Here is a 13,725-nt window from a genome sequence, read left to right on the forward strand (position 1 = left end):
GGCACGCATGGCTGTCAGCACGTTCGACCTGTTCAAGATCGGTATCGGTCCGAGTTCCTCTCACACCGTGGGGCCGATGCGTGCCGCCGAGCGCTTCGTGCACCGGTGGCTGCTCGATGCCGGGCGCCTGCAGGACGTGGTGCGCATCCGTGCCGAAGTGTTTGGCTCGCTGGCCCTGACCGGCCGCGGCCATGGCACCGACAAGGCGGTGCTGCTCGGGCTGGAAGGCCATCGCCCGAACCTGATCGATCCGGACATCATCCCCGCCACGCTGGAGCGCATCCGCACCAGCAAGCGCATCACCCTGATGGGCCAGCACGCGATTGGCTTCGACGAAAAGCGCGACCTGCCGATGAACAAGCGGCAGAAGCTGCCGTACCACACCAACGGCATGCGCTTTACCGCCTACGACGCCAATGAGGCGGTGATCGCCACGCGCGATTACTACTCGGTGGGTGGCGGTTTTGTGGTCAATCAGGACGACGCTGCCGACGACCGCATCGTGGCCGACGAGACGCCGCTGCCCTACCCATTCCTCAGTGGCGACGAATTGCTCGCGCAATGCGCACGCAGCGGCCTGAGCATCGCCGCGCTGATGTTCGAGAACGAAAAAAGCTGGCGCAGCGAGGACGAGATTCGTGCAGGCCTGCGCGAGCTATGGAGTGCAATGCAGTCCTGCGTGGCGCGCGGCATCCGCGAGGAAGGCACGCTACCGGGCGGCCTGAACGTCTCGCGCCGCGCACCAGCGCTATACCGCGAACTCTCGTCCAAACCCGAAGCGGCCATGCGCGATCCGTTGACCACGCTGGACTGGGTCAACCTGTATGCGCTCGCGGTCAACGAAGAAAACGCGGCCGGCGGGCGCGTGGTCACCGCGCCCACCAACGGCGCGGCCGGCATCATTCCATCCGTACTGCATTACTTCGACCGGTTCTGCGCCGGCGCCTCCGAGCAACGCATTTTCGATTTCCTGCTCACCGCCGCGGCCATCGGCATCCTCTACAAGGAAAACGCCTCGATTTCCGGCGCCGAAGTCGGCTGCCAGGGCGAAGTGGGCGTAGCCTGCTCGATGGCCGCCGGTGGCCTGGTTGCCGCACTCGGCGGCAACCCAGGGCAGATCGAAAATGCCGCCGAAATCGGCATGGAGCACAATCTCGGCCTGACCTGCGACCCGATCGGCGGGCTGGTGCAGATCCCGTGCATCGAGCGCAACGCAATGGGCGCGGTGAAGGCCATCAACGCCAGCCGCATGGCCATGCGCGGCGACGGCAAGCACAAGGTATCGCTGGACAAGGTCATCAAGACCATGCGCGACACCGGCCGCGACATGCAGGACAAGTACAAGGAAACCAGCCGCGGCGGCCTGGCGGTAAACGTCATCGAATGTTGAGTCAGTCGTGAGCGAGAGTGGCACCGAGTGAGCGCTTGGAGTGTCGAAACAATCCGCCACACAGATGCGCGCCGATCTCCAGGCAAAAGGTTTGCCAGGCGCGCGTTGATGTAAGGCCCCTGTCTCGCAAGCAGGAGAGGGGCGCACAGCTCGAATCACGAAAACACCTCGCGCGAACCGATCCACTCCCCTTCTCCCGCACGCGGGAGAAGGTGCGCGAAGCGCGGATGAGGGCAACAGGCATCGGCGCCCGCACTGGTCACCCGCGCCATCGCCAGCAACGCGCCGGCAGCGCCCGCCAAACGTTACCCGGCTGTACGTCCCCACCACATCTCCGGCTGTACCGTCACAGGCTGGATTCGGATGGAGATCACGATGCAAAAGCGCGCTTGCACCCTCACGCTCGCCCTGGCCTGCAGTCCGCTGATGGCGCAGGAAGCCAGTTATGGCCCGCGCCTGGAAGGCTTCGACTACCCGCACCCGGTCAAGACCTACGCGTTCACCTCGCAACAGCAGTCGCTTGAAATGGCCTACCTGGATGTTGCGCCAACCGGCACACCCAATGGCCGCACCGCGGTGCTGCTGCATGGCAAGAATTTCTGCGCCGCCACCTGGGAAACCACCATCGCGGCCCTGAGCAAGGCCGGCTACCGCGTGATCGCACCGGACCAGATCGGTTTCTGCAAATCCAGCAAACCGGCGGCCTACCAGTTCTCGTTTGCGCAACTGGCCGACAACACGCATGCGCTGTTGACCAAGCTCGGCATCGAACGTGCGGTGGTGGTCGGCCATTCGATGGGCGGCATGCTGGCGATTCGCTATGCGCTGATGTACCCGCAAGCCACCGAACATCTGGCGCTGGTCGACCCCATCGGCCTGGAAGACTGGAAAGTCGAAGGCATCCCCTGGCGCAGCGTCGACGCCTGGTACGACAACGAACTGAAAACCAGCTTCGAGCGGATCAAGAAGTACCAGATGGACGTGTACTACGCCGGCCAATGGAAGCCGGAATTTGAGCGCTGGGCGCGCATGCAGGCCGGCATGTCGCTGGGCAGCGGCAAGCAGGCGGTCGCCTGGAATCAGGCACTGACCTACGACATGGTGTTCAACCAACCGGTGGTCTACGAACTGCCAAAACTGGCGGTGCCGACCACGCTGTTCATCGGCCTCAAGGACCGTACCGCCATCGGCAAGAACACCGCACCGCCGCAGGTCAAGGCGCGCGTCGGCGATTACACCACGCTGGGCAAGCGCGCGGCGGCCGCAATTCCGAATGCGACACTGGTCGAATTCGCCGACCTGGGACATTCGCCGCAGGTGCAGGACCCAACACGCTTCAATGCCGCGTTACTCAAGGCGGTGACGCGGTAAGCAGCACCGGCGGCAACACCACTTGCATGACCAACGCGTCCTTGAAAGCAACAGCTCGCGTACCGGCGAGCGGCTGCTGGAGACGCTTGCAATCGCGGCGTGCAACCAGGTCATCCGCGCAGTAAAGGCGGCGACGCGGTAAGAAGCACCGGCGGCAAGACCACTGGCATGACCAACGCGTCCTTGAAAGCAAGAGCTCGCGTACCGGCGAGCTGCTGCTGGAGACGCTTGCAATCGCGGCGTGCAATCAGGTCATCCGCGCAGTAAATGACGCCATCAACCGCATGCGCACCGACGAAGAACCACAAGGAGAGCCGGCGCCGCCCCGCTTTCTCAACCAGCTACCCGGCCACGATCCGCAACACGTCATCCAGCAACGCGGCCGCCGTTACCTCGGCACCCGCGCCCGGTCCCTGGATCAGCAACGGCTGCGCGCGATAGCGATCGCTGCTGATGGCGACACGATTGTCGGTGCCGGCACCACCTGCCAGCGGGTGATCCAGCGCCAGCTCCCGCAGGCCTACGCTTGCGCCATGCGCGTCCACCCGGCCGACAAAGCGCAGGCAGCGCCCTGCGGCGCGCGCCTGCTGCCAGCGCGCACCAAGCCCGGCATCCAGCGCCTCCAGGTGCGCATGCAGTTCGCCCAACGGCACGTTGGCGAGGCCGGCAGGCACCAGCGATTCCACATGCACCTGCTCGGCCTCCAGCTGCCAACCGGCCGCGCGTGCCAGGATCAACAGCTTGCGTCGCACGTCTTCGCCAGACAGGTCGATGCGCGGATCCGGCTCGGTATAGCCGGCTGCCACCGCTTCACGCACGCAGCCGGAAAACCCACCACTGCCGTCGTACCGGTGAAACAGCCATGCCAACGATCCCGACAACACACCTTCGATCGAATGGATATGGTCGCCGCCCGCCACCAGCGCACGCACGCTGCTCAACACCGGCAGGCCGGCGCCCACGGTGGCGCTGTCGCCGTAATGCGCGCCGGTGGCATGGCGCGCGGCCTGCAGCGCCTGCGCACGCGCCAATGCCGTGCCCTGGCCCAACTTGTTGGCGGTGACCACGTGGACGCCGCGGCCCAGCCATTCCACATGCCAGTCGGCCACCACGTCGCTGGCGGTCGCGTCCACCAGCACATCGCCGGCGCGCAGCGCCACCGTTTCTGCCCAGGGCTGCAACACCGCCTGCCCGCGCGGGGCGGCATTGGCCTGCTGCAGCGCCTGTTCCGCACTTACGCCACAGTCGTGGGCAATGCGCGAATTGGCCAGCCAGTCGAAGCGCGGCAGCCGGAGCTGCCGCTGCTGCAACGCGGTGTAGCGCGTCACGAAGGCACGGCCCACGGTGCCGGTACCCAGCAGGGCCAGGCGTGGGGTCGGGGTCACCGATGCAGCCGATGCACGACGCGACTCGGGCAGCACGCTGCTCACGCGTCGACCTGTTTGCGGGTGTCGGTGGTCAGGGTGGCCTCGGCGCGCGCCAGACCGGCGCGTAGATCGATCAGCAGGTCTTCGGCCGATTCGATGCCGATCGACAACCGCAGCAACCCATCGGAAATTCCGGCCGCAGCGCGCGCTTCGGCGGTCATCGCCGCGTGCGTCATCGAGGCCGGATGCGCGATCAGGCTTTCCACCCCGCCCAGCGACTCGGCCAGGGTGAAATAGCGCAATCCATCGACAAACGCGCGCACCGCCGCTTCGCCGCCGTTCAATTCGAAACTCATCATCGCGCCAAAGCCCTTCTGCTGGCGCGCGGCCAGCGCATGGCCCGGATGCGCCGCCAGTCCCGGGAAATACACCTGGTTGACCACCGCGTGCCCATCCAGCAATGCAGCGATCGCATCGGCGTTTTCCTGGTGCACGCGCAGTCGCGCGTCCAGTGTGCGCAGGCCGCGCAAGGTGAGAAAGGCATCGAACGGCGAGCCGGTCAGGCCCAGCGCGTTGGCCCACCACACCAGCTGCTGATGCAGCTCGGCATCGCGTGCCACCACCGCGCCACCCACCACGTCGCTATGGCCATTGATGTACTTGGTGGTGGAATGCAGCACCAGGTCGGCACCGAATTCCAGCGGCTTCTGCAGCGCCGGCGACAGGAAGGTGTTGTCCACAACGGTCAACGCACCGACCTTCTTCGCCGCTTCGATGACAAAGCGCAGATCGGTGATGCGTAGCAGCGGATTGGACGGGGTTTCGATCAGCACCAGCTTGGGCGATTGCGCCAACGCATCGGCCAGCGAACGCGGATCGGTGAGGTCGGCGGTGATCAGCGCGAAGTGGCCTTTCTTGGCCAGCGCATTGAACAGGCGCCAGCTGCCGCCGTAGGCATCGTGCGGCACCACCAGTGTGTCGCCGGGCTGCAGCACCGCGTTGAGCACCAGGTTGATCGCGCCCATGCCGGTGGAGGTGATCACCCCGCCCGCGCCGCCTTCCAGTTCGGCCAGCGCTTCGCCAAGCAGGTCGCGGGTGGGATTGCCGCTGCGGGTGTAGTCGTACTGGCGCTTGTTGCCGAACCCGTCGAAGGAAAAGTTCGACGACAGCACGATCGGTGGGGTCACCGCACCGTAGGCGGTATCGCGGTCGATGCCTGCGCGCACGGCGGCGGTAGCGGCGGTACAAGGGGCGTCGGCAGGGTCACGAAAGCTCATGCGGTTTCTCCGGTGCTGCGAAGGGCAGTAGTGAGGATCGCGTCGATGCGATCGATTTCTTTCAGGAAGGCGTCATGCCCATACGGCGAACGCAACACGCGCAGGCTGCCGCGCGGGCCCAGGCCTTCGACCAGGCTGACCAGGTCGGCCAGCGGCACCAGACGGTCGCCTTCCACCGCCACCACGACGGTGGGCACTCGCACCTGCGCCGGCTCGATGCGGTGCAGGTCGATCGATTCGGACAGGCGCAGGTAAGCGGTGACAGGCGTGCGCGCCACGTACTGTGCGCCGGCGGCATCCAGATAATCTTCGGCCGCCACACGCACACGGCCATTGATCACTTCCGGCGGCGCGTCGAAGCGTTCGCTGAATTCTTCCGGCGTGCGGTAGCTGAGCATGGCGAACTGCCGTGCCAGCGCCAGCCCGTGATGCTCCGCGCATTGCAACTGGCCGAGCGCCACCGCGCGACGCTGCAATGCGCGCCAGGCGGCCGCATACGGATGCGCACGATGCGCCCCGCTCACTGCAATCAAGGTGCCCACGCGGCCGGAATGACGGGTGGCAAACTGCAGGCCGACCAGCGCACCGTACGAATAACCGACAAAGCCGTGCAGACGCGCGATACCCAGCGCATCCAGCAACGCGGCAATCGCGTCGGCCTGGTCGGCGGTATCGATCGGCGCATCCAGCGTGCCATCGGCGCCAAGAAAATCGAATGCCAGCAACCGGCGCCGCGCCGGGTCCAGTGCACGGCCCGCGCCCACCAGACCCTCAACCCAGCCCTTCTCCGCAAAGACCTCGCTGGCGGCCAGATGCCGGTGCGCCGAGATGCCGCCGGCCACGAACACCACCGGCGCAGTGGCGGCACCGATCAACTCGTAGCGCAGGCGCACCTCGCGCATGCCGGCATGGCGCATCGGCAAGGACACGGCGATGTCGCCGCGCACAGCGAGCGGGCCGTCGATCTCGGCGGCGTGGGTATCTGGATAATCAGTGGTAGTTGGCGATGCTGTGGTCACGAGGCTCATGGCGATATCCGGGGTGGATCGGCCATCGAGCTTCGCGGGAGCTCGCGTTCGACGTGCGGAAGGCACGAGTCGAACCATCTTTCGGCGGACGCGAAGGTCCCCGCAGGATTTGGCACCAAACGCGGGCGCTTGCGCGCTCCGCTGGCTGCCCCGGCATCAAAGGGCCTGTCCCTCCGCCGGTCTCGATGGTGAGGCAAAGATGCCACCGGCCTTGTGCGATGTCAATCTCTTCATGCGGATGGAAAGATATATTTTCATCCGATACCACCCGGCACTGTGATGGGCGGCATACTTGCGCCCCCACTCGTCCAAGCCAATCGCGTGCCTCACCGCGTTTCTTACCCGTGTTCGCCCGTGCGTATGGCGGTGTGGCTGGCCGCCTTGCTGAGCGCTGCACTGCCTGTCCAAGCGCAGCAGCGCTGGCATTGGGGCAGCGATGCGACCATGAAGCCGGCGGCGGCCATCCCGGCGCCGACTGGCGCTGCCCCGACCGGCGCCGGTCCTGCCCTGCAGCTGGAATGGCAGGCGCCGGTCTATCTGGCGTGGGTGACCAATCCGCTGGACGGGCCGGCGCAAGTGCGCCTGAGTGCGCCACCCACCGACGACTATCGCGCCGTGCCGCAGCTGCCGCAGACCCTGTCGCTGGCCGCACGCGAGCGTCGCCTGCTCACGCGGCTGTATCCGGCCAGCAACCAACGCACGCTGGACGGGCTGGGCCTCAAGCTGGACCTCGTCCCCGGCGATCCGCGCGCCCAGCCCCAACCGGTGCACTACCAACTGCCGTTCCGCGACGTGCCGATCCTGGTGGATCAGGGGTTTGGCGGCCAGTTCAGCCACGCGGATCTGCCCAACTGGTACGCCGTGGACTTCGCCCTGCCGCAGGGCACGCCGGTACTGGCGGCGCGCGAGGGCGTGATCATGGAGGTGCGCCAGGACGTGAGCGAGGGCCGTGCGCACGACCCGCGTGCCGGCGGCGGCAACCTGGTGCGGGTGCTGCACGCCGACGGCAGCATGGCGCTGTACGCCCATCTGGCTCCGAACGGGGTGGAAATGGGCGCCGGCCAGCGCGTCGGCAGCGGCCAGCGGCTGGGTACCTCCGGCAATACCGGCTACAGCACCGGTGCGCACCTGCACTTTTCGGTGCAACGCAACGCAGGCCTGCAGCTGGTGTCGGTGCCGTTCCGCATGCTGGGCCCGCAAGGCGAACTGCAGTTTCCCTCCCCCGCCCCCTGAGCGGCCTTGCACCTGGCGGCGACTCACCCGGCTTCGGCAGATCACCCGGCAGGGCCTGCCCGCCGAAGCCGCTATAATCATCGGCTTCCTCAGTTTCCGCAGGCGTCCGACCGGGCGCGCCCAGCCCATGTCCGAAGTCTCCAACGAAGCCGCGCGCCGCCGCACCTTCGCCATCATTTCCCATCCCGATGCCGGCAAGACCACGCTGACCGAAAAGCTGCTGCTGTTCGGCGGCGCGATCCAGATGGCCGGCTCGGTGAAGGGCCGCAAGGCCGCACGCCACGCCACCTCGGACTGGATGGCGCTGGAAAAGGAGCGCGGCATCTCGGTGACCTCCTCGGTGATGCAGTTCCCGTACGAGGGCAAGATCGTCAACCTGCTCGACACCCCCGGCCATGCCGACTTCGGCGAGGACACCTACCGCGTGCTCACCGCGGTGGACTCGGCGCTGATGGTGATCGACGTGGCCAAGGGCGTTGAAGAACGCACCATCAAGCTGATGGAAGTCTGCCGCCTGCGCGACACCCCCATCATGACCTTCATCAACAAGCTCGATCGCGAGGGCAAGAACCCGATCGAGCTGCTGGATGAAGTGGAAACCGTGCTCGGCATCCAGTGCGCGCCGGTCACCTGGCCGATCGGCATGGGCCAGCGCCTCAAGGGCGTGGTGCACCTGATCACCGGAGAGGTGCATCTGTACGAACAGGGGCGCAACTTCACCCGTCAGGACTCGACCATCTTTCCGTCGCTGGATGCACCCGGCCTGGCCGAAAAGATCGGCGAGCAGATGCTGGCCGAGCTGCGCGATGAGCTGGAGCTGGTGCAGGGCGCAAGCAATCCGTTCGACCTGGAGGCCTATCGCGCCGGTCAGCAGACGCCGGTGTTCTTCGGCTCGGGCGTCAACAACTTCGGTGTGCAGCCGCTGCTGGACTTCTTCGTCGAACACGCGCCGCCGCCGCAGGCACGCGACACCACCGGCCGCCGCGTCGAAGCGACCGAGGCCAGGCTCAGCGGCTTCGTGTTCAAGATCCAGGCCAACATGGACCCGCAGCATCGCGACCGCGTGGCGTTCATGCGCGTGTGCTCGGGCAAGTTCACCGCCGGCATGAAAGCCCTGCACGTGCGTAGCGGCAAGGACCTCAAACTCGCCAACGCGCTGACCTTCATGGCCTCCGACCGCGAGATTGCTGCCGAAGCCTGGCCGGGCGATGTCATCGGCATCCACAACCACGGCACCATTTCCATCGGCGACACATTCACCGAAGGCGAATCGCTGTCGTTCACCGGCATCCCGAACTTCGCGCCGGAACTGTTCCGCCGCGCGCGCCTGCGTGATCCACTCAAGCTCAAGCAATTGCAGAAGGGCCTGGCGCAGCTGTCCGAAGAAGGCGCCACCCAGTTCTTCCGCCCATTGATGAGCAACGACCTGATTCTCGGCGCCGTGGGCGTGCTGCAGTTCGACGTGGTGGCCTACCGCCTCAAGGACGAATACGGCGTGGATGCGATCTTCGAGCCGGTGAGCATCACCACCGCACGCTGGGTGCATTGCGCCAATGCCAAGAAGCTGGAGGAATTCCGCGAAAAGAATGCCGGCAACCTGGCCATCGATGCGGCCGGCGAGCTGGTCTACCTGGCACCGACCCGCGTCAACCTGCAGCTCGCGCAGGAACGCGCACCGGACGTGCGCTTCTCGGCCACCCGCGAACATGCGCATGCCAAGGCAGTCGATTGACCCGCGCTTGAACTTTCGCAAGCGTACGCTACTGCCTGCAATGCGAATTGCGCGCAGTTGCGGTACCTTTTTGGCATGAATGCAGACGCTTCCCCCTCGACCGACCTGCGCGACGAAATTGCCAGTGCCGTGACCCACGGCCTGGGTGCCATCGCCGCCCTGGCGGGCGGCTCGGTGCTGATCACCCTGGCCGCCATCTATGGCGATGGCTGGCAATTGGCCACCTCCATCGTGTTCAGTGCCACGCTGGTGCTGCTCTACGTCGCCTCCACACTGTTCCATGCCATTCCGCATCCAGGCGCCAAGGCGCGCCTGCAGGTGCTCGATCACTGCGCGATCTATCTGTTGATCGCCGGCACCTACACCCCGTTTACGCTGATCAATCTGCGCGGCCCCTGGGGCTGGGGCCTGTTCGCCGCGATCTGGACGATTGCCGCGGCAGGCGTGATCTTCAAGCTGTTTTTTACCGGGCGCTTCCGGTTGCTGTCGACCATCCTGTATCTGGCGATGGGCTGGCTGATCATCGTGGCGATCCAGCCCCTGCTTGCCTCGGTCGACACCTGGTCGCTGTGCTGGCTGCTGGCCGGCGGGCTCTTCTACACCCTTGGAACGTACTTCTATCAACGCGATACGCAGCGCTACTTCCATGCCATCTGGCACCTGTTCGTGCTTGCCGGTAGCGCTTGCCACTTCGTTGCGGTGATCGAACAGGTGGTGTGATGGCGGCGTGGCGCGTTCGCGCCCCGTGCACGAGGCATCGCCAACCATGCGCACGTGAACAACGTGACCCCTGCCGCTCCTACCCACACCTCCCGCTCACCGCGTCGCCGCCGCTGGCTGATCGGGTCCGGCATCGTTGCCGCCATCATCGTGATCTTCGTGCTGGTGTTCGACTGGAACTGGCTCCGCGGCCCGGTCGAACGCGTGGTCAGCGCCAAGACCGGACGCGAGTTTCGGCTGGGGCACCTGGATGTGGACCTGGGCCGCACCACCACCGTTCGCGGCGAGCGCATGCGGCTGGGCAATGCATCCTGGTCCAAGCGTGGCGCAATGGCCGAAGTGAATGCTGTCGAGATCGATGTCGAGCTATGGCCGCTGCTACGCGGCAAGGTGCGCCTGCCAGAGATTCGCCTCGAGCAACCGTCCGTTCTACTGGAAGCCGGCAACGACGCGCATCCGGGCAATTGGGTGTTCGACCAGAACGATGGCGACGGCAGCATGCCGCGCCTGGGCCGTCTGTTGGTCAACAACGGGTGGCTGCAATACGTTGACGATGCCAACCGCTCGGACATCGACGTGGCAATCAACAGCCTTGCACCGCCTAGCAGCGACCAGCGCGCCGCACCGATCGGCATCGATGGCAAGGGCCGCTGGAAGGGCTACCCCTTTACGTTGAAGGGCGATACCGCCTCGCCGCTGGAGCTGAGCCAGAGCGAACACCCCTTCCGCATCGATCTACGCGGCAGCGCTGGCGCCACCCGTACGCATGTGCGCGGCACCTTGACCAATCCATTCCAGTTCCGGGTGTTCGACCTGCAGATGGCGCTCAGCGGCCAGGACATGGAAGACCTGTATCCCCTGACCGGCGTCGCCATGCCGTCCACACCGCCCTACACCCTCGACGGCCGCCTGCGCCGCGACGGCGACGTGTGGCGCTACGAAAAGTTCACCGGCACCGCTGGCGACAGCGACCTGTCCGGCACTGCCGAAGTGGACCTGCGCAACAAGCGTCCACTGTTGCGCGCCGACCTGGCATCCAAGCGACTGGATTTCGACGATCTGGCCGGTTTCGTCGGTGCACCGCCCAAGACCGGTGCCAACGAGTCGGCCAACGCCGAGCAAAAGAAGCAGGCCGCGCAACTGGCCGCCAGCGCGCGCGTCCTGCCCACCACGCCCTATGACCTGTCCAAGCTGCGCGCCATGGATGCGCAGGTGCGTTGGCGCGCGCAGCGCATCAATGCGCCCTCCTGGCCACTGGACGACATGGATGCGACGCTGAAGCTGAAGGACGGTTTGTTGCAGCTGGACCCGCTCAACTTCGGCGTTGCCGGTGGTGACATCCGCTCCACCATCCGCATGGATGCGCGCAACGAGGTCATTACGACCCAGCTGAAAGCCGGCATTCGTGGCATCCGCCTGGACCAGTTGTTCCCCGATGCCACGCTCGCCAAGCAGGCCTCCGGTGCGATCGGCGGCGAGCTGGACCTGCGCGGTCGCGGCAACTCGATCGCTGCAATGCTCGGTACTGCCGACGGCTCGATCGGCGTTGGCATGGGACGCGGCCATGTGGGCAACCTGATCATGGAACTGGCGGGTCTGGACATTGCCGAATCGCTGAAATACCTGGTCACCAAGGACCGCCAGATTCCGGTGCGCTGCATCTTCGGCGACTTCGGCGTGCAGGACGGCCTGATGCAATCGCGCGCATTGGCCTTCGACAGCACCGACACCATCATCGTCGGCGAGGGCACCATCAGCCTCAAGAACGAGACGCTCGACCTGCTGCTGCGCCCGCGCCCCAAGGACCGCAGCATCCTGAGCCTGCGCTCGCCGCTGCGCATTGCCGGCACCTTCAAAGACCCCAGCTTCCGCCCGGATTTCAAGGCACTTGGTGTCCGCGGCGCCATTGCCGTGGCGCTGGGCAGCATTGCGCCGCCGGCGGCGCTGCTGGCGACCTTCGAGCCCGGCCCGGGGCAGGACAGCGATTGCGGCGGCAAGTACGCGCAGTAACAGCGAGCAAACGGACGGCGGCACAGTCGTCGTCACGACATCTGCCTGCAACCGGGCGATGCAAGCCACGCCCGGTGCCACGCTGCCATCGTCAGATACGCCGCCAATCAGCAGCACGCCTCAGGCGTTCAAGCTGCTTCGACCGCGACAACGCAGCGGGATCAGCTGGCGATATAACGCTGCAATTGATCGATATCGCGCTGCTGGGTCTCGATCACCGCCTTGACCAGATCGCCGATCGAGACAACGCCCTGCACGCGGCCGTTTTCGACCACCGGCAGATGCCGAAAGCGCCCGTCGGTCATCAGCTGCATGCAACGCTCCACCGAGTCCGATGGCGAAACCGTCACCACTTCAGTGCTCATGATTTCGGCAACGCTGGTGGTCGATGACGACCGATCGCGTAGCACCACCTTGCGCGCGTAATCGCGCTCGGACACGATGCCGACGAGGCGCTGCCCGTCCATCACCAGCACCGCACCGATGCCTTTCTCGGCCATCAGCCGGATCGCATCGATCACCGCGGCATCGGCCGCGACGGCGAATACCTCAACCTGCTTGGTCCCCAACAGCTGTCGTACGGTCTGCATGGCCCGCTCCGCGCTTGGTCTGGTCGTCGCAGCCTACTCCCACCGCGCCGTGGTGGGTATCGACCAGGTACAGCGGGCGCTGCTTGGCTTCGTCATACAAGCGCCCCAGGTATTCGCCGATCAATCCCAACGCAATCAGCTGGATCCCGCCCAGGAACAGGATCACCGACATCATGGTCGGCCAGCCGGCCACCGGGTCGCCCATCAGCGCCGCCTTGACCACCACCCACGCCCCGAACACAAAGGCCGCCAGCGCTGTCAGCAGCCCGAGATAGGTGGCGGCGCGAAGCGGCACGGTGGAAAAACTGGTGATGCCGTCGAGCGCGAAATTCCACAACCGCCACACGGTGAATTTGCTGCGCCCCGACAGCCGCGGCGCGCGCCGGTACGGTAATGCCACCTGACGGAATCCCACCCAGCCGAACAATCCCTTCATGAACCGGTGGCGTTCGCGGAGCTGCTGCAAGGCCTGCACCACACGCGGCGACAGCAAGCGGAAATCGCCGGTATCGGCTGGAATGGGCGTGCGCGACAGGCGCCGGATCACCCGGTAAAACGCGTGCGCTGCGCTGCGCTTGAGCCAGCTCTCGCCTTCGCGGAACACCCGCGTCCCGAAGATGTTGTCGTATCCAGCACGCCATAGCGCGACGAATTCGGGGATCAACTCCGGCGGGTCCTGGCCATCGGCATCGAGCAGCACCACCGCGCCCGGCAACACATGGTCCAGACCGGCAGAGACCGCCACTTCCTTGCCGAAATTACGCGACAGCCGCACCACGCTCACCTGCGTATCGGCCTGAGCAAGCGCCTGCACGACGTCCCAGGTGCCATCGGTACTGCCGTCATCGACATACAGCACACGGGTCTGCAGGTCCTGCAGGCCCGCCAGCACGGCGCACAGCCGCGGATGCAGCAACGGAATACTGGCCTCTTCGTTATAGGCCGCGATCACCACCGTCAGGCGCGCGGCGGCATCCAGTGGCTGGGCTGCGTCGAGGCTGCGCATG

At 65.9% G+C, this 13,725-nt stretch carries 11 protein-coding genes and 1 riboswitch; of the genes, 6 read left to right on the forward strand and 5 right to left on the reverse strand.

All coding sequences use genetic code 11. The features are described from left to right. The first annotated feature begins 7 nt into the window (after nt 1-7). A complete protein-coding gene (locus XnspCFBP7698_RS05575; protein WP_047697415.1) occupies nt 8-1,390 on the forward strand; it encodes an L-serine ammonia-lyase in 1,383 nt (460 codons plus the stop codon). Between the two features lie 363 nt (nt 1,391-1,753). Beyond that, a complete protein-coding gene (locus XnspCFBP7698_RS05580; protein WP_199680044.1) occupies nt 1,754-2,761 on the forward strand; it encodes an alpha/beta hydrolase in 1,008 nt (335 codons plus the stop codon). Nucleotides 2,762-3,102: 341 nt separating this feature from the next. Here XnspCFBP7698_RS05580 and XnspCFBP7698_RS05585 read toward each other — a convergent pair whose 3' ends face one another. The 3 genes from XnspCFBP7698_RS05585 to XnspCFBP7698_RS05595 are packed head-to-tail and all read right to left on the reverse strand — an operon-like array spanning nt 3,103 to nt 6,433. Next, the gene (locus XnspCFBP7698_RS05585; protein WP_166751949.1) at nt 3,103-4,191 is read right to left on the reverse strand and encodes a homoserine dehydrogenase; all 1,089 of its coding nucleotides are present in this window, start codon (nt 4,189-4,191) and stop codon (nt 3,103-3,105) included. Further along, on the reverse strand, nt 4,188-5,405 hold the full coding sequence (locus XnspCFBP7698_RS05590; RefSeq protein ID WP_104579818.1) for an O-succinylhomoserine (thiol)-lyase: 1,218 nt from the start codon (nt 5,403-5,405) through the stop codon (nt 4,188-4,190). The genes XnspCFBP7698_RS05585 and XnspCFBP7698_RS05590 overlap by 4 nt, the downstream gene beginning before the upstream one ends. Next, the gene (locus XnspCFBP7698_RS05595) at nt 5,402-6,433 is read right to left on the reverse strand and encodes a homoserine O-succinyltransferase (protein ID WP_123137288.1); all 1,032 of its coding nucleotides are present in this window, start codon (nt 6,431-6,433) and stop codon (nt 5,402-5,404) included. The genes XnspCFBP7698_RS05590 and XnspCFBP7698_RS05595 overlap by 4 nt, the downstream gene beginning before the upstream one ends. Nucleotides 6,434-6,504: 71 nt before the next feature. Next, nucleotides 6,505-6,625: riboswitch (SAM riboswitch) on the reverse strand. A gap of 168 nt (nt 6,626-6,793) precedes the next feature. On the opposite strand from XnspCFBP7698_RS05595, the gene XnspCFBP7698_RS05600 reads away from it, so the two are divergent. From XnspCFBP7698_RS05600 to XnspCFBP7698_RS05615, 4 genes are all read left to right on the forward strand, one after another. Next, the gene (locus XnspCFBP7698_RS05600) at nt 6,794-7,666 is read left to right on the forward strand and encodes a M23 family metallopeptidase (protein WP_123137289.1); all 873 of its coding nucleotides are present in this window, start codon (nt 6,794-6,796) and stop codon (nt 7,664-7,666) included. Between the two features lie 127 nt (nt 7,667-7,793). After that, the gene (locus tag XnspCFBP7698_RS05605) at nt 7,794-9,398 is read left to right on the forward strand and encodes a peptide chain release factor 3 (RefSeq protein WP_123137290.1); all 1,605 of its coding nucleotides are present in this window, start codon (nt 7,794-7,796) and stop codon (nt 9,396-9,398) included. Between the two features lie 75 nt (nt 9,399-9,473). Then, complete coding sequence (locus XnspCFBP7698_RS05610) at nt 9,474-10,118, forward strand: hemolysin III family protein (RefSeq protein ID WP_039413436.1); 645 nt, start codon at nt 9,474-9,476, stop codon at nt 10,116-10,118. Between the two features lie 54 nt (nt 10,119-10,172). Then, nucleotides 10,173-12,128: an AsmA family protein gene (locus tag XnspCFBP7698_RS05615; RefSeq protein WP_123137291.1), complete on the forward strand. Its 1,956-nt coding sequence runs from the start codon at nt 10,173-10,175 to the stop codon at nt 12,126-12,128. Nucleotides 12,129-12,289: 161 nt separating this feature from the next. Here XnspCFBP7698_RS05615 and XnspCFBP7698_RS05620 read toward each other — a convergent pair whose 3' ends face one another. Next, nucleotides 12,290-12,718 (reverse strand): CBS domain-containing protein, encoded by a 429-nt coding sequence (locus XnspCFBP7698_RS05620; protein WP_104579822.1) that lies wholly within the window; start codon nt 12,716-12,718, stop codon nt 12,290-12,292. Then, on the reverse strand, nt 12,678-13,724 hold the full coding sequence (locus tag XnspCFBP7698_RS05625) for a glycosyltransferase family 2 protein (RefSeq protein WP_104579823.1): 1,047 nt from the start codon (nt 13,722-13,724) through the stop codon (nt 12,678-12,680). The genes XnspCFBP7698_RS05620 and XnspCFBP7698_RS05625 overlap by 41 nt, the downstream gene beginning before the upstream one ends. Nucleotide 13,725 lies beyond the last annotated feature (1 nt).

This window comes from Xanthomonas sp. CFBP 7698 (assembly GCF_003600855.1).
Taxonomy (GTDB): Bacteria; Pseudomonadota; Gammaproteobacteria; order Xanthomonadales; family Xanthomonadaceae; genus Xanthomonas; species Xanthomonas cannabis.